Origin of the sequence: Bacillus sp. B25(2016b) (assembly GCF_001679765.1) — a bacterium.
Taxonomy (GTDB): domain Bacteria; phylum Bacillota; class Bacilli; order Bacillales; family Bacillaceae_G; genus Bacillus_A; species Bacillus_A thuringiensis_K.
On sequence record NZ_CP016285.1, the window covers coordinates 4,948,523 to 4,970,255 of the forward strand.

Consider the following 21,733-nt stretch of genomic DNA (forward strand, 5'->3'; position numbering starts at 1 on the left):
CATATGATTATACGGTTTGGATATGTCTCACATGCAATGGCACTCTGGGACTGTTCTCCTGCCAAAACAATGACGTTTACAAGCTTTAAGAAACTCAGCAAGCAAGAGCGAGAAGACAAACTGTACCATGTTATAAGGCAAAATTTAGAGCACACAATACGTATCCTTCATTACAATATAGCGCATGAAATCCCACTATATCGCCTATCATCTTCCATCGTCCCACTTGCAACACATCCCGAAGTCGAGTTTGACTATATTGGGGTATTCACACCACTTTGGCGTAAAATAGGGGCTTTAATTAAAGAACACAATTTACGAATAAGTTTTCATCCAAATCAATTTACGCTATTTACAAGCGACAAGCCACATATTACTACTAACGCTATTACGGATATGACTTATCATTATAAAATATTAGATGCTATAGGCATTGCAGATTCTTCTTACATTAATATTCATGTAGGTGGAGCCTATGGAAATAAAGAAAAGGCAATTGAGCGCTTCCATGAAAACATAAAAAAACTTCCTACACATATAAAAAAACAAATGACTCTTGAAAACGATGATAAAACATATACAACTGCTGAAACTTTATCAATTTGCCAAAAAGAAAATATCCCATTTGTATTTGATTATCATCATCATTTGGCCAATCTTTGCGAAGAACCACTAGAAGAGTTGCTTCCTGCAATTTTTGAAACTTGGTCACATACAAATATTTCTCCTAAAGTTCACATTTCCTCCCCGAGATCGGAAAAAGAATTTAGGGCCCATGCTGAATATATCGATTTAGAGTTTATTAAGCCCTTCTTACACATTGCGAAAAAAAACAATCATAATTTCGATATTATGATTGAAAGTAAACAAAAAGACTTAGCACTATTCCAATTAATAGACGAACTTTCTGCTATAAGAGGAATGAAAAGAATAGGTGGTGCAAAGTTACAGTGGTAAATTGTAACTTTGCACTATTTTTTCAAAAAAGTAATTTTTATAGTAAAAAACATTCTATTTTATATGCTATTATTTAAATTAGCATTTTCTCCCCGAGATTCAACTTTATTGAAACGGAGTCATAATATGATTAATCAAAAAAAGTATATACAATCTGTCATAATATACATATTTATATTTGCTCTTTGGATATTCCTTATACCAAATGAGTTGAATATAAAAGAAACCGGGATTCTTTTCTTATTCTGTTTCGCTGCACTTTTTTCTTGCTATTGCTTATGTAAAGCGATTAGAAAAATGACACATGGTGATAAATTATTTTGGATTTTATTATTATGTACTTGTCTATGCGGGTTAGCTATGGAGATAACTTTATTCCTTCATTCACTTTCCATTCATGAGCAAGTTATATTCTCATATAAAGCATTACCTTTTTTTATCATACAATATGTTTTACTCTTTGTTGGATTTGCTATAAAGTTTATAAAAATTTACTCTATTAAGGGTCTTGCTCAATTTTCATTCGATAGCATCTTTATTGTTATTATGAACATTTATTTCACTTTAACTTTTATCTTGGACCTTTCAAGCTTCCGTATGTTAACAAAGGAAACTTGGATTTTAATTGGCTATTTCATTGCACAATCATTAGTAATTTACGCCGTTATTAGTCTATATAGAAGAGAACAATATTCTTCTAGTAGAATTGCACTAATTACCGGTTTCACTATTGTACTCGTATACGGTTATATTCATCTGTTTCAATTGAATTTTAAGATGAAAACTTCTGCTGAAATTAATTATTTAATACACACTGCTTCTATTTTATTAATTGGACTTTCTTCCATACTATATATATTGGATAAACCAATGCAGCATGAAACGAAAGCAAAATATTATCGATTCGATTATATACGTTTTATACTACCTTATTTTAGTATTATTATTACTTTTTCCTTTATTATCATTCAACCTTGGGATGATAAATTCATGTTAATTGGCCTCGTATTATCACTTATTTTGTTATTCTTGCGGCAACTTTACATGTGGAAAGATAATCAAGCACTAATCCTTACATATGAACAGTTGACTACACAACTAGAGGATGAAGTTGAAGAAGGTGCATTTGCATTATCAAAAAGTGAACAACGCTATAAGTCTTTATTCGAAGATCATCCCGATGCCGTTTTCTCTTTAAATATGAATGGCATTTTTCAACAATCTAATAAGGCATGCGAAAGCTTATTTACTGCCTATTATTGTGAAGTAGGAAGCTATTCTCTGGTACACTTCATTGATTCAAAAGACCACGAACTACTAAAGAAGGCTTTACAAATTACAAAGGAAGGTAGGCCACAAACGTTAGAAGTTCGTACAAAAGAACAAGAAGGCTATTATTATTATCTTCATATTACACTTATCCCTACTTTTATAAACAAAGAAGTGGTCGGAATGTTTGGGATAGCGCGTGATATTACAACTTTATATGAAAAACAAAAACAAGTAGAGCATTTAGCCTTTCACGATGCACTTACTGGATTACCAAATCGCCGAAAGTTCGAAAAAGATTTAAAAGCCATTTTAAATACAGCCCAAACTAACGCAAATGATGTTGCCGTCATATTCCTTGATTTAGATCGATTTAAAAAAATTAACGATAGACTTGGTCATGACGTCGGAGATTTATTATTAATTGAAGTAGCAAAAAGATTACGCGGTTGCTTGCGTTCAAAAGATATCGTCGCTCGCCAAGGTGGAGATGAGTTTACAATTCTATTACCAGAAATGTACTCAGAAAAAAGTGCAATTTTTATAGCTGAACAGATTTTAACTATTTTAAACAAACCATTCTTCATTCAAGGCGAAGAACTCTCTATTACACCAAGTATCGGAATTGCGATGTACCCTGATTATGGAACTAATGTAAATGAGTTAATGAAAAATGCTGATATGGCTATGTACCGTGCGAAAGCAAATGGAAAAAACAGATTTGTTTTCTTCTCAAAAGAAATGAGTATCGCTCAAAATGAAATTCAATTCTTAGAAGGTGAACTTTCAAAAGCATTACAACAAAATGAATTTTTCCTTGAATACCAGCCACAAGTAAGCACAAAAACAAAACAAATTATCGGTTTTGAAGCATTAATACGTTGGAAGCATCCAAAACTCGGTATCGTATCTCCTGCCCAATTTATCCCTCTAGCAGAGGAAACTGGTTTTATTATTGAACTTGGCAATTGGATTTTACGTACTGCCTGCTTAGAGGCAAAAAGATGGCATAATCAAGGTTTTTCTCACTTAAAAGTTGGTGTAAATTTATCTGTTGTTCAATTTAACCATGCAGATTTAATCCCAACTATTTCAAAGGTGTTGGAAGAAACAGAACTGAAACCAGAAGCACTAGATATTGAAATTACGGAAAGCATCGCAATTAATCAAAATCAATCTGTAGTTGCAAAACTAGAACAACTTCAAAATCTCGGTATTCAAATTTCAATCGACGACTTTGGAACTGGTTATAGTTCTTTAGCTTATTTAACAAAATACCCAATCAACACATTAAAAATCGCTCGAGAGTTTATTTGTGGAATTACAACTAGTCCTTTAGAAGAAGCAATTGTCTCTTCCATTATTACACTATCAAAAGAACTAAATTTAAAAGTGATTGCAGAAGGTGTAGAAACAGCAGAAGAATGGGAATTTTTACATAAACAAAATTGTGATCACATTCAAGGATTCTTTATTAGCAAACCTGTTTCTAGTAAAGACGTTTGGATGTTACTCCATAAAAAAACAACCGCCTAAGTAAGACGGTTGTTTTTTAATATTCAAAAGGTAAATCTTTAGCTAATTGTACCTCTTGATCGTTATGAGAAATTATATGGCTTTTCTCTAATGCCGTATCGCCTAATGAAATACCCCATGCCATCGCTAACGTTAATAAACTACCAATAAGTAATTTCTTCATATTCCATCACCCACATTTTTTATTTTAATATATCATGAAAATTTATCCCTATTATATGCAATTATGCATACCCATTTTTTAGGATATTTATCTACTGATTTTATTTACGAGCGCTTCTTTATATGCATGCATTTCTAATATATCAAAAAAGAAACTTGCCTTTTTATATGCATCTTCAACCTCTGCCTCATCGTACTCCAACTTCCCTAGGCATTCACCTCTTTGATAATATAGCTGTCCAATTAATGCCATACTATTAATTCGGCATGATATTTCAATCGCTTTATTTACTTGATAAAGTGACTCTTCATATTGATTATCTAAATATAATGCTTTTGCATGATTATATCTTACCTTCACTTCAAATTCTTCATTATCATGCAATACATCTAATTGTTTTAATATATCTTCAAATAACTCAATACTCTTCTTAAAATAGCTATTTTCAGCATAAATATTTGCAATCGCATTTTCTATATAAAGATTTTGGTATACGTCTATTCCAGCTAACTGTTGATTTAACAATTTTTTCAATTCTAAAATACAATATTCGTAATCGATTTTCTTTAATATGTAAGCTGCTACATGATATTGCCATTGAAGAAACTGCTGAAATTCAGGATGATATTCTTCCTTTTTCAGCTCATTCCATACTTTATTATAAATTTCTTTATATCTTTTTTGCTTACAAAGCATAATGATTTGATCTTTAAACTGTTTTTTTCTTTCAATATCAGAATAAATGAGTACCTCATAAAAATGAATAATGGGAACTTGTAATTTTGCTGCGATACCTTGCAATATATCCATACTTGGGTATACCGCGCCCGATTCAATTCGACTTACTTCCGATTGATGACATATGTTCTCGGATAACTGTTTCTGTGTTAATCCTCTCATCACCCTAATTTTCTTAATTTCACTTCCTAATTTTTCTGCGTGCATACTTACTCACCATCCCATTAGAACAATCTAATTTTTTGAGTTGTCATACCACTACAATAATGTGAATTCGACAATTTTTGATATGAAATAATGCATAATATATATAAAATTCGGCAAATTTTTCATACAATTCATCTCACATACAATAATAGATTAGGAGTGTTATAGATGAATTATAGAAAACTTGCTAGTGCTTTCGTTACATTCGGTCTTCTTTGCCCTTTATCAACAGAAGCTATTCATGCTCAAGAATTAGACAAAGGTGCAGTCAAAGTTGAAATTGCTCAGCCTGGTTTAACAATCGGTAAATTAACACAACCTCAAAATGATACGAAAGAAAATATTGCTAAAAAGTATTTAAAAGGTGAGGTAAATGGGGCGAAAGCTCAACAAGAACAAGTCACTACTGAAAAAAATGTAGATTTCCAACCTACAAATAAAGAAACCAAAGAAAATCAAACCGAAGTTCGCCTTGCACAAACATATAAAAACTATAAAGTATATGGCCAAGATCTCATTGTAAAAGTAGATAAAAATGGAGTAATCACAACTGTTAGTGGTAAAGTTGTTCAAAATTTAAATCAACAACCTAATCTTACTATAACAAATTTTTTGTCGAAAAATGAAGTAAAATCTAAATTACGCGATATAGTTCAAATTCCAAGTGATGCAGTTGAGACAGAATTCTCTAGCGAAACCGTTGTTTATAAGAAAAAAGATGGCTATTATACATTCGCAACTGTTATTACATTTACTTATGAAAACAATGAACAAATTATAAACGGCAATGCTATAGTTGATTTAAAAACTGGCGAAGTACTTTTCCAAGAAAAATTCATTAAAAACAAAGAGAATAAGACTATAAATCAAGTAACATCACCTAGATTATCCCACGCAAGTGAGCAAGGAACTGGGAAAAATGCACTTCAAGAAAACATCTATTTCAATATTGCCAAAGGAACTGATGGAAAATTTTATTTAGCGGATTTATCACGCGGAAATGGTATTTATATTTATAATGCAAACTACGCCGATTCCCTCGGGGGATATAGTCAAGCTGGTTATCCAGGGACACTAATTTCAAGTAGTACTCCTAATTTTGCAGATAAAGAAGCCGCGGGCGCTATGAAGAACATGAGTGATATTTACGATTACTTTAAGAAAGAACATAATCTAAAAAGTTACGACAATAAAGATTCAAAAGTTGTTGCTAGTGTACACGGTTTTGATTCTACTGAAGTTAGTGATGGTGTAAAAGAAGACTATGTAAATGCATTTTGGCATCCCGCTTGGAACCAAATGGTATTTGGTGATGGTTTAGACGGAAAACTAACATCAGCTCTTGATGTAACAGCTCATGAATTTGGACATGCTGTATTCAGTGGCACAACGAAAAATAAAGTCGTGAGATATCCAAGCGCTGAAACATCTGCACTAAACGAGGGATTAGCGGATTTCTGGGGTACACAAATCGAATATTACGTAAAGAAAGATAAAGGAAACTGGATTATGGGCGATACATTAGGTGGCCTAACAATTCGTGATATCCCAAGGGAAATTGGTGACGGCGGTCATAAACTATATACAAATTTACAAGATTTCTATAACGATGGTAATAATCAAGAATCACACGTGAATTCTGGTATTATCAGTCACGTATTATATCAATTAGCTGAAGGTAAAACATATAACGGTGTTGCTGTTCAAAAACAAGGAAATGAAAAAGTAAGTAAAGTTGTTATGCGTACATTGCAAAATTATGCAACTTCCGCTGAAGACTTTGAATCACTTCAATCTCATATCGTACAAGCTGCAAAAGATTTATATGGAACTGCCGTATCAAATGAATTTGCAAAGGCATTTGAAGCACACGGTTACAAACCGTTACAAAAAATAAATAAAGTAATAGCGTTACAATAATAAAAAAGAAGTTTACCAATCATAGGTAAACTTCTTTTCATATCCATCCCTTTTCTTCCGCAATTGTAATTGCTTCAATTCTATTTTTCGCATCAAGCTTCGCTAATACTTCAGAAATATAATTACGTACTGTACCCGGCGAAAGATAAAGCGCCTTCGCAATTTCGTTTGCCGTCTTTCCTTCTTTCGCAAGCAACAATACTTCCTTTTCGCGATCTGACAACGGATTTTGCTCCTGCCATAGGCCGAACATTAAATCTTGGGAGACCTCTCGTTTCCCCTTCATTACATTACGAATTGCTGCTGCTAAATCTTCACTTGGACTATCTTTTAACAAATATCCGTGCACACCAGCTTTCATTGCTCGTTCAAAATAACCAGGTCTTGCAAATGTTGTTAAAATCATTACTTTGCATGATGATTTTTCTTTCTTTAAAGCCTCAGCGACATCCAATCCACTTTGAATCGGCATTTCAATATCCATAATACTTACATCTGGCTTTAACGATTCAATTAATTGTAACGCCGCTTCCCCGTTCGCAGCTTGCCCAATTACTTCGATATCATCTTCTAGGTCAAGCAGGGCCCCTAACGCACCACGAAGCATCCGCTGATCTTCTGCAATAATAATTCGGATCATGCCCTCACCTCATCTTTTCCTGTTCTAATAACAACTGGAACTTTTACTGTTAACAACGTCCCTGGATTGATTGTACCTAGTTCAACAAATCCATCAATAAGAGCAATTCGTTCTTTCATGCCGCGAATACCATTTCCATCATGATTTTGATCTGTTAAACCGATTCCGTTATCTTCTACTTGTAAAATCAGCTCACCTTGCGATTCTAATACAGAAACTGCGCACCGCGTTGCCTTACTATGTTTTACAACATTTGTAACGGCCTCACGTAAACACATCCCGACAATATTTTGTTCAATTGGTGATAACGAGCTCGATCTTGCTTCTTGCCTCACTTCTAATTCAATATTAGCTGCTTGTAAGATCGCTTTTATTTGCTCTAGCTCTTCTTCTACCGTAATCATACGCATATCAGAAATTAATTCCCTCAGCTGTTTTAAGGCTGTACGAGACGTTTGTGTAATTTCCTTCGCTTCTGCACTTGCACGCTCTGGATTTTTCAAAATTAACTTCTCAACGAGCTGGCTTTTTAAAGTAATAAGAGATAGCGTATGTCCTAATGTGTCATGAAGATCTCTTGCAATCCGCTGCCGTTCTTCACGTTTTACTAAGTCTTTAATTTGCTCGTTCGCCTCATCTAATTGATTTCTTAACATCTTTTTCTGATTAAAATTACGCATACCAAATGGCGTAAGAAGCATTAAAATAAACATCGGAACGATATTTACTAAACTTGTAGTTGTTAATTGATTCATATTTACAACTAAAAATGCTCCAAGCATTATAACTAACGAACATAAAAGCACTCGAAATACTTTCTTATTTGGCGCAAATCCCATCGCACTTGCTGTGAAAAAGCCAAAAAATATCATAAAAGGATTATAAAATAAAGCAAATAAAAAAATGAGTATCATTTGAATGCATGCCCAAAAAACAAACGTCCTCTGAACAAAATATAGCTGACGGTATGTAATAATAAAAAGTATCAACATACCGCTTCCTAGCACAAGCTTCCATCCTGATGCTTGTGCTAAGTGATAAATTGGAAATAATAGATAAACAAACCACATGTATGGAAAGAATCCCATATGTTTCGGAAAAATCTCAACCCTCTTCTTCTCTATCATTTATACCGCTTCCTGTCTTTTTCTTATATATATTGATACTACAACAAATATAAGGAAATAACCTCCTAATACCGCGATATTTTCCCATCCAATTGATTTTCCAGCTACAATATCCCACGCACCACTTCCGAAATGGTATGTCGGTGTCCATTCACCAATCGTTCTTAATATTTTTGGGAATACTTCAATCGGCATCCACAACCCGCCAACTATAGCTAAACTCATATTTAAAATATTTGCTAAGCCAGCAGCTGCGTCCGCCTTCTTAATGGAACCTATTACTGTTCCTAACGCTAAAAATGGTGTTACCCCTAACAATAACCATAACCCCGCACCAATCCATTGCCCTACCGTTAACTCAACATGATTAATTAGTATCCCTGCAATAAAGATAACTAATATTGAAAAAGCATTTACTACTGTTTGAGCGATAATTTTTGCTGTTAAATATGCTCCCTCTGGAAGCGGTGTAATTTTTAGAAGATGTGTCCATCCTTGCCCTCTTTCCTGAGAAAGTCTCACACCGAAACTAAAGAGTGCAGTCCCTACAATACTGAAAGTTGCCATCGAAATTAAATAATGTGCTTTCCACGCATCTCCGTTTTGTGGTACTTGAACAACATTTGTAAAAATGTAGTAAAACATAACAGGCATTAATAATGAGAAAAAGATAAATAATTTATTGCGGAATGTACGTAAAATTTCTATTTTGCACTGCATCCATAACGCTCTCATGCGATTTCCTCCTTCTGATTTGCGACAAACTGTTCAAATGCCTCATCAAGGCTTCCACGTTCAACTGAAACATCTGTTACAGGTAAACTCCTTTGATAAATGGCTTTTAAAGTTGCATCCGTATCCTCCGTTGTTAAAATGAAGCGTCCTTCGTTTGACTTTACTTCTGTTACATTTGGTAATTCCTTTAGTAATTTTGTAGGAATGCTTTCCTTCGAATAAAATGTGATTGTTTTTCTCGAAATCGTTGCTTTCATTTCGTCTGGTGTACCATCTGCGATAATCTTTCCGTTCGCAAATAATAAGATACGATTTGCTAAAGCATCTGCTTCTTCTAAATAATGCGTCGTTAAAATAATCGTTTTCCCTTCACTTGCTAACTTTCGAATCGTTTCCCAAAACGTTCTTCGAGACGTAATATCCATTCCGACTGTCGGCTCATCTAAAAATAACAAATCCGGATTTCCCGCAAGTGCAAGCGCAAAGTTTAATCTTCTTTTTTGCCCACCTGATAATTTCTCACATCTTTGCTTTCGCTCTGATTCTAAATTTGATAACTGCAGTAACGTTTCTTTCGCTATAGGATTCGTATAATAACTACGGAATAACTCAATTGCCTCTTCCACCGTAATACTATCAATGACACTTACTTCTTGCAGCATCGCACCGAAGCTATTACGAACATCCCTATGCTTTGGACTCTTTCCAAATATAAAGACCTTACCTACTGTTGGATCCTTTAATCCAAGCATCATCGACATCGTCGTTGTTTTTCCCGCACCATTCGGACCAAGTAACGCTACTATTTCCCCTTTATTTACATGAAATGAAACATTATTTACTGCGCTTTTATGTTTAAATGTTTTAGAAACACCATTTACTTCAATAATCTTTTCCATCTCTCCACCCCCGCTGTTTCTTATATTTACATTGTATTACTTGGAACACTTAGGAAACAGTATGATGCGTCATGACATCGATATGACAATTGTCATGTATTCTTTATGAGAGGAATCAACCCGCATACCGCAAGCGAGTAGCAGGACGAAAATAAACATGATACAATCGGATAAGATATATATTCGAGGAAGGACAGTGGTTTTCATGATTATTCGTAATGAACAAGATTTAGAAGGCTTACGAAAAATCGGCCGCATCGTTGCGCTTGCACGTGAAGAAATGAAAAAACAAGCGAAGCCAGGTATGACAACGAAAGAGCTTGATTTGATCGGTAAAAAAGTATTAGATGAGCATGGTGCTATTTCTGCACCTGAAAAAGAATATGATTTTCCAGGTGTAACTTGCATTAGTGTAAATGAAGAAGTTGCTCATGGTATTCCAGGAGATCGTGTATTAAAAGAAGGCGACTTAGTAAACGTCGATGTATCTGCTGCACTTGATGGCTATTATGCAGATACAGGTATTTCATTTGTACTTGGAGAAGACGAGGAAAAAGAAAAACTTTGCCAAGCAGCGGTTGATGCATTTTGGACAGCAATGAAAAAGGTTAAAGCTGGCTCAAAACAAAATCAAATTGGTCGTGCTGTTTCAAACTTCGCACATAAAAGTGGGTACAATGTTATTCAAAACTTAACTGGTCACGGCATTGGTCTTAGCTTACATGAAGCACCAAATCACATTTTAAGCTACTATGATCCAATGGATAATGCGCTTCTAAAAGACGGTCTTGTTATCGCTGTAGAACCGTTCATCTCTATGAAAGCTGATCATATTATTGAGCGTGGTGACGACGGTTGGACATTCGTTACACCTGATAAAAGTCTTGTTGCACAATGTGAACATACCGTTGTCGTAACACGCGGTGAACCAATAATCTTAACAGAAATCTAATACCAAAAACGGCTGTTTTGTAGATTTATTCCACATAAAACAGCCGTTTTTTATTTTTGGGAAAATATGTGAACTATTGTTGAACTCTTTATCATTTAAGTATATAATCTTTAGCGGAGGTTACTTAAGCTTATCTTTACTAAAAAGATATTGTAACTAAGGAGTAAAACACCTTCTTTCTTATTGTTTAAACAGGCTCAAAAATGACCGTAGTAACGTGTTAGTCGAATATTCTATAATCCTTATATCTCTCTAACAATGTAAGAAACTATCATCTTTCAACTTCGGTCCACTAATCGCACAACTCTCTTTAGACAAAATAAATGACTATTTTCAAAGTACTTATTGTCTTCATTCTGACCAAAACCAACCCTATCTAGATTTTTATTTCCACATAACTTTAAGGCAAAAATAAGCCTTCACAAAGGGATACACTACCTTGGTTAGTATGTATCGTAAAACTTACCTTTATAACCATTCTTTTTTACTAGATATACATGAAAACTATCTCACATATGAAGGTCTGATATCATTCTTTATATCAGTATTTTTTTCGACATTTTTTGTCGAATTGTGTATATTTCCATAGAACTGTGTAAATATACATTTTGTTTTACGTTAAACAATTTTACTTTGAACATAATCCTGTTTGTCTGAGAACGCGTATAGAAACGGAGGGATAACAAAAATAAATAGCTTATAACAAATACTTTTAATATTCCATTTGTTCATGTGGAATAAGTCCCCAATGGACAAATGAATGTTCAGAGGAGGAAAAATGAAAAAACTTTTTAATGTATGTTTAATTGTATTCGTACTATTTTCGCAACTTGCTAGTTTTCCATACAATCAAGTAAGAGCGGAAACGTTAACAGGAGATTCCTTATTTGACACTGTTGAAATGAAAGATGCAACGAATCATATTATTGACGAAGCAAAAAATCCTAGCAACTTAGTAAAGATAGGATCAACCATTGAAGTAGAATACGCTTGGTCAATAAAGGATCAACAAGTTGCACACGCAAATGATACAGCAGTAGTTCAAATACCACTTGCATTAAAAGTATCTAAAGATTTGCAAGGGGATTTAGTAACAGATCAAAAAAATATTGGTCAATATTTTATAACAGCTAAAGATAATAAATTAAAATTAATATTTAATGATCAAGTAGAAAATTTGAAAGACGCTAAAGGAAAAATTAAAGTTAATACCGTGTTTAACTCAACTTTAAAAACTGGGGAAAAATCAGTTCAAATCGCTTTTCCTTTAGGAACAATGGTTCAGCCTATATCAGTTCCTGTTCAGGTAGAAGACTCTAAAGAAGATGGCACCAAACAGGATACTAATAAACCAGTGCAAGATCCAGTAGCTAAACCTGTTACTGACAATCCGGAGCAAGATCCAACAACTAAAACTGTTACTGATAATCCGGAACAAAACCCAGCAACTAAAACTGTTACCGATAATCCGGAACAAAACCCAGCAACTAAAACTGTTACCGATAATCCGGAACAAAACCCAGCAGCTAAAACTGCCACTGATAATCCGGAACAAAACCCAGCAGCTAAAACTGCCACTGATAATCCAGAACAAAACCTAGCAGCTAAAATTGCTACTGACAATCCAGAACAAAAGCTAGCAAGCGACCCTGCTGAGAATACAAATTCAGGTCCAAAGCAAATAACAACAAACATTTTAACCGGTGTAAAGTTGACGGATAAAGACGGAAAACCATTTACAGAGGATAACCGTCCAAGTACAGATTCCCCTGCCAATATTGAGTTTACATGGGAACTTTTAAAATCAATGAATGTGAAAAATGGAGATTACTATATTTTTGATCTTCCTAAACATTTTAAGATTTACAATACAATTAACAGTCCTTTATATGATAGTGAAAACCATCAAATTGGTAATTTTACTGTTACAAAAGATGGAAAAGTCACGATGACATTCAACGATTATGTTGAAGAGCATCCAGATGTTGCTGGTAACCTACAATTAAAGACAGAATTTAATAGAGCTGAAATTAAAGGTACAACAACACAAGAAATTCCTTTCCCGATTAAAGATAAGGATGTTTCTATTACAGTTGACTTTAAGCCTAATGTACAAACAGCTACGAATAAAAAAGGATTACCTGATAGACCAATTAATACAAATGAAATTAATTGGAAAGTAGAGATGAACAAAACGCAAGACACCCTTAAAAACGCTATTTTTAAAGATAGCATTCCACAAGGTACAAACTTAAATAAAGATTCTATTAAAGTTTATTATTTAGAAGTTGATGTTAATGGGAATGTAACGCGTGGTGCAGAAGCTGAGCCAACAGATTACAATATTATTTCATCAGATGGCTCAAAATTGGAGATTGCTTTTAAAGATTCTATCAATAAAGCATATCAAATCGAATATGCCACAAAAATTACTGATGAAAATATTAAAAGTTTCCGAAATAACGTTACGATAACGAGTGATAATCAAAAGCAACAAAACGCAAGCTCTACTGTAACGGTTTCTCGTGGTACACACTTAAATAAAACAAGTAAATATGATCCAAAGACGCAAACAATTGAGTGGACAATTACTTACAATGGTGATCAAAGAGAGATCAAAAAAGCAGATGCGATTTTAAAAGATATTTTTGACGATACACACGAACTAGATGCAAATTCTATTGTTGTAAAAAACGCTTCATATAATGAAAAAGGAACGCTTGTAACAGGTGACGCTGTTAATAATTACACTGTAAGTAACAAGAAGAATGGATTCGATTTACAGTTTAACAATGATATTAATAGTGCTTATGTGATTACCTATAAAACCAAGCCAACTAATAAAGTTATAGAAGATGGAAAAGTAAAAAATAAAGTTACAGCTGATAATGATTCAAGTAAAGAAAATGAAGCTAGCTTCAAGCAGCAAAATATTATTAAATCTAATAATAAAGCTGAAACAAATTATAAAGACAAAACAACAACTTGGACAATTATGGTAAATAATAACAACTATCCATTAAACAAAGCGATCATTACGGACACCTTTGATCACGGTGGATTACAATTAAAAGATAAAAAACTAGAAATTAAAGACGGAAATTATATCCTTCAAGCTGGGACTGACTATGTTTTAGATGCAACAGATAAAGGCTTTACAATTACTCTTATAGGTACATATCAGTCTAATATGACAAAGACATTAGTCGTAAAATATACGACAGACTTTGATTATACAAAGCTAGAAAGTGGTAAAACTTCATTTAAAAATACAGGTAACCTATCTTGGATAGATACGGATTCTAATCCACAATCAAATAAAGTTGAAGCTAATTTCGATCCTGATACTTTCACAAAGGCAAATGGTTATAAATACGGTTCTTATAACGCCCAAACGAAGGAAATTACTTGGATAGTAGGCTTTAACTATAATAACGTTGAGATTAAAGATCCTTACGTTATAGACGTAATACAAGATAAACAAAAGTTAGTTCCTGGATCCATTGAAGTGCGCGACATGATTTTAAATGGAAATCCTGATAATGCACAACCTGGTAATGCTGTACCAACTGAGAAATATGAACTTGAAGAACCTACAGAGAAAAATAAAAACACCCTAAAGGTTCATTTCAAACAATCAATTAATTCACCCTACTATATTATCTTTAAAACAAGCCTTGATGGTGAACTTATCCAAGGTACCTACAAAAATGAGGCAGATTTAAAAGATGGCTCTAAAATTGTAAACACCCTTACAGGTGACACTCAAGTAAATAAAGGTGGCAGCTTTGTTACTAAAAAAGCTGTGCAAGACGACAACTATATTAATTGGAGTATCGCAATTAACGAAAGCCAATCAACCATTGCGGATGCGGTTGTAACAGATGACCCAACCGAAAATCAGGTAATTGTGGAAGATTCATTCCACTTATATCCTACAACTGTTGATCCATATGGAAATTTAACAAAAGATAAAGTAAACGAATTAAAAGAAGGAACAGACTATAAACTCAAAATAACAACAGACAATAATACCGGAAAGCAACATTTCGAAATTGCCTTCTTGAAAAAAATTGATCGAGCTTATATTTTAGAATATCGCTCACTTATTAATGCAGACGATAAAGAAAAAGTAAGTAATAAAGCGAAAATCACAGGCAATAAGTTGACAGTTAAAAACACAGAAACTACTGAAACAATTGAAGTGAGAATGTCTTCTGGTTCAGGTGGAGGATCTGCTACCAAAGGTCGTGGAAACCTTGAAATTATAAAGGTAGATAACGACAATAAGAACGTACTATTAGCTGGGGCAGAATTTACTTTATACGATCGTACAGGTAAAACTGTTATCCGTAAAATTACAACAGACAAAGACGGTATCGCTAAATTTAATAATTTAAAACGTGATAAATATTTATTAAAAGAAACAAAGGCTCCTGAAGGCTATGTAATTAGCTGGGATTTAAAACAAGGGAAAATTGTTGAACTTGGTACACAAGAGACTACAACATATAAACTTGCAAATAAGAAATTTGTCGGGAAAGTAGTTTTAACAAAATCTGATGACCTGAACAAAAACGCAACACTACAAGGCGCTATTTTCACACTACTGGATAAAGATAAAAAAGTAATTCCAGAACACAAAGAATTAACAACAAATAATAACGGACAAATTATTATAGATAAACTAAAACCAGGAACTTACTACTTACAAGAAACGAAGGCTCCTGAGCATTATCAATTAGATAGCAAACTTATTCCGTTTACTATCTCTATAGATCAAACAACAGTAGTAAATCTAACTGCGACAAATAGTTTAACTAAAGGATCTGCTCTTTTAACAAAAGTGGATAATTATAATAAAACTTTAGCAGGGGCAGAGTTTACTGTTCAAGATCGCAACGGAAAAAATATTCCTGGATATGAGAAATTAACAACAAATGAACATGGACAAATCGAAGCAAAAGATTTACGTCCTGGTAAATATCAATTTGTCGAAACAAAAGCTCCTGAGCACTATGAATTAGACAAAACACCTATCCTATTCGAAATAGAAAAAAGCCAAACTACAGCTGCTTCTATTAAAGCAAAAAACACTTTAATTAAAGGTGGTGTTACTTTAACAAAAGTTGATGATGTAGATGGCAATACTCTTGAAGGTGCGGTATTCAAAATTGTTAACAACAAGAACGAAGACGTGCGTACAAACTTAAAAACAGAAAAAGATGGAACTTTAACCGTTGAAGATTTAGAGCCTGGTGAGTATCAATTTATTGAAACAACACCACCTAAATACTATGAGTTAAATAAAGAACCAGTTCCATTTACAATTGAAAAAAGTCAAACAAGTATCATTCCAATTACTGCAAAAAACAGTTTAACAACAGGTGCCGTTGAGTTATTAAAAATCGACGAATTTGATAAAAAGACTCCTCTTGCTGGAGCTATATTCAAAATCGTTAATGAAAAAAACGAAGACGTGCGTACGGACTTAACTACCGATAAAAACGGAACTATTAAAGCTTCTGACTTACGTCCAGGCAAATATAAATTTATTGAAACGAAAGCTCCTGAACATTATGAACTGCGATCAACACCAATTGAATTTACAATTGAAAAAGGTCAAAAAACACCAATTGTTATTACAGCTGAAAATAGTCTACTACCAGGCGATGTTGAGCTAATAAAAATCGATGATGTTGATGGCACTCCACTTACAGGTGCCGTATTCAAAATTGTTAATAACAAAAATGAGGATGTCCGTACAGAATTAGTTACGAATCAGGAAGGTAAAATTATTGCTACTGGTTTACGTCCAGGTAACTATAAATTTATCGAAGTAAAAGCTCCGGAGCATTATGCCTTAAATAAAACACCGATTGAATTTACAATTAAGGTAAGTCAAGCAACTGCTATTAACGTTACTGCTACTAACAGCTTAATAAAAGGCGGTATTGAATTAACAAAAGTTGATGATGTAAATGCTAAGGAAACCCTTGAAGGTGCGGTATTTAAAATAATTAATGACAAAGGCGAGGATGTTCGTACGGAACTTACTACCAATAAAGACGGTAAATTAGTAGTACAAGACTTACGTCCAGGTAATTATAAACTAATCGAAACAAAGGCTCCTACTTATTACGATGTAAATGAAGAACCTATTGAATTTACAATTGAAAAGAGCCAACAAAAACTCATCCCTATTACTTTCAAAAATAGTTTAACGAAAGGAAAAGTTAAACTTATTAAAGAAGATGATGTGGAAAGTAGTAAAGCTCTTGCCGGCGCTGTATTCACATTGCAAGACACAACTGGCAAAGAAATTATGAAAGATTTAACAACAGATGGTCACGGAGTATTAGTTATTCCTGATTTAGCACCAGGGGATTATCAATTTATCGAAACAAAAGCCCCTGAACATTATAAATTAGACAAAACACCTATTAAGTTCACAATTAAAAAAGGTAGTAAGGAAGATCTTCCTATCCCTGTTACTATAAAAAACAGTTTACTTACAGGTGGCGTCACTTTAACAAAAGTTGATGATGTTGATGGCACTACTCTTGAAGGTGCAGAATTTATAATCGTTGACGCTCATGATACTAAAAAGGTAATTCGCAAAGGTTTAACGACTGATACAAACGGTAAAATTACTGCTTCTGATTTACGTCCTGGAGACTATCAATTTGTTGAAGTGAAAGCTCCAAAAGACTATACCTTAAGCAAAGACCCTATTCCGTTCACTATCGAAAAAAGTCAAAAAGAGAATATTACTGTTACTGCTACTAACAGTTTAAAGAAAGGTGCAGTAACATTAACAAAAATCGATGACATCGATCGTACGATGCTCGAAGGTGCAATCTTTAAGATTGTGGATATGAATGGTAAGGAAGTTCATACGAATCTTGTTACAGATAAAAACGGTAAAATTTCTGTTTCTCATTTACGCCCTGGAGACTATCAGTTCATTGAAACAAAAGCTCCTGAGCACTATGTATTAGATGAAACAACGATTCCATTTACAATTGAAAGAAGTCAAACGAAAGAGATCAATGTTACAAGCAAAAATGCTTTAAAAAACGGTAGCGTTGAACTAACAAAGATTGACGATATTGATATAAATACAAAACTTGCTAATGCCGTATTTAATTTATTAGATGCAGACGGAGAGTTGGTTGAAGAAGGCTTAAAAACAAATGATGAAGGTAAAATTGTTGTTGAAAATCTACGTCCTGGTACGTATCAATTCGTTGAAACAATTGCTCCTGAACATTACGATTTAGATAAAAAACCTATCGTATTTACAATTAAAAAGAGCCAAACTGAAACTCTTCATGTCACTGCTACAAATGCTTTAACAAAGGGTGCAGTTAAACTTTCTAAAACAGATGATGTTGATGGCACTGTTCTTAAAGATGCAGTATTTAAAATTGTTAATATGAATGGTGATGTAGTTCATAAAGACCTTGTTACAAATGAACAAGGAATAATCGAAATTAACGACCTACGTCCTGGTGATTATCAATTCATCGAAACGAAAGCTCCGAAGCATTACGTTTTAGATGAAACACCAATCAAATTCACTATTGAAAAAGGACAGAAGAAAGCTATTTCTTTAACTGCTACAAATAGCTTAAAACAAGGTAGTATCGAATTACTTAAAGTTGATGATTTAAACAATCAAACAAAACTTGCCGATGCGGTATTTAATTTACTAGATCAAGATGGCAAAGTACTTAAAACAGATTTAAAAACAAACAGTGAAGGTAAAATCGTTATCGAAAACTTACGTCCTGGTACGTATCAATTCGTTGAAATAACGGCTCCTGAACACTATGATTTAGACAAAAAACCAATTATATTTACAATTGAAAAAAGCCAAAAAGATATTGCTACCGTTACTATGAAAAATAGTTTAACAAAAGGCGGCGTGGAACTTTCTAAAATGGATGACGTCGATGGCACTACTCTTGAAGGCGCAGTATTTAAAATTGTGGATATGAATGGCACCGTAATTCACAAAGAGCTTGTTACGAATCAACAAGGTAAAATTAGCGTTTCTGACCTACGTCCTGGTGATTATCAATTCATCGAGACAACGGCTCCGAAACACTATGATTTAAACAAAGAGCCAATTCCATTCACAATCACAAAGAGCCAAGCTGATCCTATCTCCGTTACAGCTACAAATAGCTTAACGAAAGGCGCTGTGGAACTTTCTAAAGTGGATGATGTAGATGGTACCGCTCTTAAAGATGCGATATTTAAAATTACTGATATGAATGGTAACGACATTCGCACTGAGCTTACAACAGATGTAGATGGAAAAATTTCTGTTTCTGATTTACGCCCTGGGGACTATCAGTTTATTGAAACGAAAGCTCCTGAACACTATAAATTAGATAGTAAACCTATTAAGTTTACAATTAAGAAAAGCCAAAAAGAAAAGCTCCAAGTTACTGCTACAAATAGCTTAACTGAGGGTTCTGTAGAATTAATAAAAGTGGATGATATAAATCCAGATACAAAACTTTCTGATGCAGTGTTTAACATCATTGATGCGAATGGTAAAATTGTTCGCACGGATTTAACTACTGATAAAGATGGTAAGATTACTGCTACAAACTTACGCCCTGGAGACTATCAATTCATTGAAACGAAAGCTCCGAAAGATTACGATTTAAATAAAACACCTATCAGCTTCACTATCGAGAGAAGTCAACTATCTCCCGTTTCTGTTACTGCTAAGAATGGCCTAACAAAAGGTGGCGTGGAATTAACTAAAGTTGACTCTATAGATAAGAAAGAAATGCTAGAAGGTGCGGTATTTAAAATTACTGATATGAATGGTAACGACATTCGTACGAATTTAGTTACCAATAAAGACGGAAAAATCATCGCGAAAGACTTACAGCCAGGAGACTATCAATTTATTGAAACGAAAGCTCCTAAACATTACGACTTAAATGAAGAACCAATTAAATTCACAATCGAAAGAAGTCAAACAAAGCATGTCTTCGTTACAGCTATTAATAGCTTAACGAAAGGTAGTGTGGAGTTAATTAAAGTTGATGATGTTGAAGAAAACACAACACTTGAAGGTGCAGTATTTAAAATTGTTAACAAGGATGGGCATGACGTCCGTACCGATTTAACTACTGATAAAAACGGCCGTTTAGTCATTGATGAATTACCACCAGGACACTATGAGTTTATCGAAACAAAAGCTCCTGAACACTATGACTTAAACGAAACACCTATTAAGTTCACAGTTAAAAAAGGCCAAGAAAAAATCGCCTCTGTTACTGCTACGAATAGCTTAACTAAGGGCACAGTTGAATTAACTAAAGTTGATGACATCGACGGTACTACTCTTGAAGGGGCTATCTTTAAAATTGTAGATATGGACGGCAAGGATGCTCGTTCAGATTTAACTACTGATAAAGATGGGAAGATTTCTGTTTCTGATTTACGTCCGGGAGATTATCAGTTCATTGAAACGAAAGCTCCGACTGGCTATGATTTAAACGTTAAACCAATTCCTTTCACAATTACGAAAGGACAATCTCAGATTACCTCTGTTACAGCTTTAAATAGTTTAACAACAGGTTCAATTGAGTTAACTAAAGTTGATATTGATCACCACGGAACACTTGAAGGTGCCATTTTCAATATTTTAGACCAAGATGGAAAAGTAGTACGAGAAGGTTTAAAAACAGATGGGCATGGTAAATTAATCGTAAATGATTTGAAACCTGGTAATTATCAACTAGTGGAAACAAAAGCTCCTGAAGGCTATCAATTAGATGCATCACCAATAAGCTTTACTATTGAAAAAGCCCAAGCTTCACCACTACAAATTACAGTTTCAAATAAAAAAATTGAATCTTCTTCAGGTGGAGATGACAAGCCAGTTACTCCTCCAAATAAAGAAGAAAACAAAGGCAATGAAACATCTGAGAAACACGAAAACGGAACTCCTGAAGAAACATCGAATAAAACAGATAACAAACAGCAAGATGATCAAAATACGGATAAACACCTTCCAAATACAGGTCATAAAGAAGACCCTACACAAACAGTAGGTATCGTTCTTCTACTAGCTGGATTATTAAGTATTTTAGCTACAAAACGCAAAAAAAATTATTAATAATTTTTTCACATCCAATCAATCTCTCAATTGATTGGATGTTTTTTTATACAAAAAGGACGATACATAAAGTATCGTCCTTTTAACGGGGTGAGGCTGCCCAAAAGTACGGAAAACCTTTGAACAGCCTCTTATTTTCATATGGATGCCTTACATATATCACTGATAATAATTATGAAATGCGGAAACATAATTACCATCAACTGATTCAAACATGAGAAATGAAACCCTACAGTGATTCCATTCCTCTACATAATCTAAAGTTTGGGTACACTAGATTCATGCAATGTAGGAGCTTTCAGAGTAGAAAGCGAACCTTCGTTTAAAATGATAGCATACATATCTCCCTCAAAAATATGCAAATATGCATATATCGTTTTTATTTCTCAATGTCAGAATATTGAAAAACAAAAGGCGCGAAGGTAAAATAAAGTCATTAT

General features: G+C 33.9%; 11 protein-coding genes. 5 read left to right on the plus strand and 6 right to left on the minus strand.

Annotated elements, in window-relative coordinates; genetic code table 11:
• Window positions 1-3: 3 nt before the first annotated feature.
• On the plus strand, window positions 4-957 hold the full coding sequence (uvsE, locus tag BAQ53_RS25375) for a UV DNA damage repair endonuclease UvsE (RefSeq protein ID WP_208906394.1): 954 nt from the start codon (window positions 4-6) through the stop codon (window positions 955-957).
• A gap of 126 nt (window positions 958-1,083) precedes the next feature.
• Window positions 1,084-3,762 carry a DUF4084 domain-containing protein gene (locus BAQ53_RS25380; protein ID WP_208906395.1) on the plus strand — a complete coding sequence of 893 codons (2,679 nt, stop codon included), beginning with the start codon at window positions 1,084-1,086 and terminating at the stop codon, window positions 3,760-3,762.
• A 16-nt stretch (window positions 3,763-3,778) separates the two neighbouring features.
• Here BAQ53_RS25380 and BAQ53_RS25385 read toward each other — a convergent pair whose 3' ends face one another.
• Together BAQ53_RS25385 and plcR are read right to left on the minus strand one after the other, a co-directional pair.
• Window positions 3,779-3,925, minus strand: a complete 147-nt coding sequence (locus BAQ53_RS25385; protein ID WP_000734730.1) for a quorum-sensing peptide PapR — start codon at window positions 3,923-3,925, stop codon at window positions 3,779-3,781.
• Between the two features lie 87 nt (window positions 3,926-4,012).
• The gene (gene plcR / locus BAQ53_RS25390) at window positions 4,013-4,870 is read right to left on the minus strand and encodes a transcriptional regulator PlcR (RefSeq protein ID WP_000542919.1); all 858 of its coding nucleotides are present in this window, start codon (window positions 4,868-4,870) and stop codon (window positions 4,013-4,015) included.
• A 168-nt stretch (window positions 4,871-5,038) separates the two neighbouring features.
• On the opposite strand from plcR, the gene BAQ53_RS25395 reads away from it, so the two are divergent.
• Window positions 5,039-6,790: a M4 family metallopeptidase gene (locus BAQ53_RS25395; RefSeq protein WP_208906396.1), complete on the plus strand. Its 1,752-nt coding sequence runs from the start codon at window positions 5,039-5,041 to the stop codon at window positions 6,788-6,790.
• A 37-nt stretch (window positions 6,791-6,827) separates the two neighbouring features.
• Here BAQ53_RS25395 and BAQ53_RS25400 read toward each other — a convergent pair whose 3' ends face one another.
• From BAQ53_RS25400 to BAQ53_RS25415, 4 genes are read right to left on the minus strand one after another with little or no spacing between them, the layout of a single operon-like run.
• Window positions 6,828-7,430 (minus strand): response regulator transcription factor, encoded by a 603-nt coding sequence (locus tag BAQ53_RS25400; RefSeq protein WP_000619235.1) that lies wholly within the window; start codon window positions 7,428-7,430, stop codon window positions 6,828-6,830.
• Window positions 7,427-8,557, minus strand: coding sequence for a sensor histidine kinase (locus BAQ53_RS25405; protein WP_000570638.1), 1,131 nt, complete (start codon window positions 8,555-8,557; stop codon window positions 7,427-7,429). The genes BAQ53_RS25400 and BAQ53_RS25405 overlap by 4 nt, the downstream gene beginning before the upstream one ends.
• Window positions 8,558-9,292 (minus strand): ABC transporter permease, encoded by a 735-nt coding sequence (locus BAQ53_RS25410; protein ID WP_001202431.1) that lies wholly within the window; start codon window positions 9,290-9,292, stop codon window positions 8,558-8,560. It abuts the gene before it with no gap.
• Window positions 9,289-10,191 (minus strand): ABC transporter ATP-binding protein, encoded by a 903-nt coding sequence (locus BAQ53_RS25415; protein ID WP_208906397.1) that lies wholly within the window; start codon window positions 10,189-10,191, stop codon window positions 9,289-9,291. Before BAQ53_RS25415 ends, BAQ53_RS25410 begins: the two co-directional genes overlap by 4 nt.
• Before the next feature lie 157 nt (window positions 10,192-10,348).
• On the opposite strand from BAQ53_RS25415, the gene map reads away from it, so the two are divergent.
• Window positions 10,349-11,143, plus strand: a complete 795-nt coding sequence (map, locus tag BAQ53_RS25420) for a type I methionyl aminopeptidase (RefSeq protein WP_139032807.1) — start codon at window positions 10,349-10,351, stop codon at window positions 11,141-11,143.
• A 778-nt stretch (window positions 11,144-11,921) separates the two neighbouring features.
• Window positions 11,922-21,293, plus strand: coding sequence for a SpaA isopeptide-forming pilin-related protein (locus tag BAQ53_RS25425; RefSeq protein WP_208906398.1), 9,372 nt, complete (start codon window positions 11,922-11,924; stop codon window positions 21,291-21,293).
• Window positions 21,294-21,733: the final 440 nt, after the last annotated feature.

Excerpts from the sequence above, each read along its gene's own strand:
- uvsE (WP_208906394.1), top strand. The coding sequence starts at position 4 with ATGATTATACGGTTTGGATATGTCTCACATGCAATGGCACTCTGGGAC.
- plcR (WP_000542919.1), bottom strand. The coding sequence starts at position 4,870 with ATGCACGCAGAAAAATTAGGAAGTGAAATTAAGAAAATTAGGGTGATG.
- BAQ53_RS25415 (WP_208906397.1), bottom strand. The coding sequence starts at position 10,191 with ATGGAAAAGATTATTGAAGTAAATGGTGTTTCTAAAACATTTAAACAT.
- BAQ53_RS25385 (WP_000734730.1), bottom strand. The coding sequence starts at position 3,925 with ATGAAGAAATTACTTATTGGTAGTTTATTAACGTTAGCGATGGCATGG.
- BAQ53_RS25380 (WP_208906395.1), top strand. The coding sequence starts at position 1,084 with ATGATTAATCAAAAAAAGTATATACAATCTGTCATAATATACATATTT.
- map (WP_139032807.1), top strand. The coding sequence starts at position 10,349 with ATGATACAATCGGATAAGATATATATTCGAGGAAGGACAGTGGTTTTC.
- BAQ53_RS25425 (WP_208906398.1), top strand. The coding sequence starts at position 11,922 with ATGAAAAAACTTTTTAATGTATGTTTAATTGTATTCGTACTATTTTCG.
- BAQ53_RS25410 (WP_001202431.1), bottom strand. The coding sequence starts at position 9,292 with ATGAGAGCGTTATGGATGCAGTGCAAAATAGAAATTTTACGTACATTC.
- BAQ53_RS25400 (WP_000619235.1), bottom strand. The coding sequence starts at position 7,430 with ATGATCCGAATTATTATTGCAGAAGATCAGCGGATGCTTCGTGGTGCG.
- BAQ53_RS25395 (WP_208906396.1), top strand. The coding sequence starts at position 5,039 with ATGAATTATAGAAAACTTGCTAGTGCTTTCGTTACATTCGGTCTTCTT.
- BAQ53_RS25405 (WP_000570638.1), bottom strand. The coding sequence starts at position 8,557 with ATGATAGAGAAGAAGAGGGTTGAGATTTTTCCGAAACATATGGGATTC.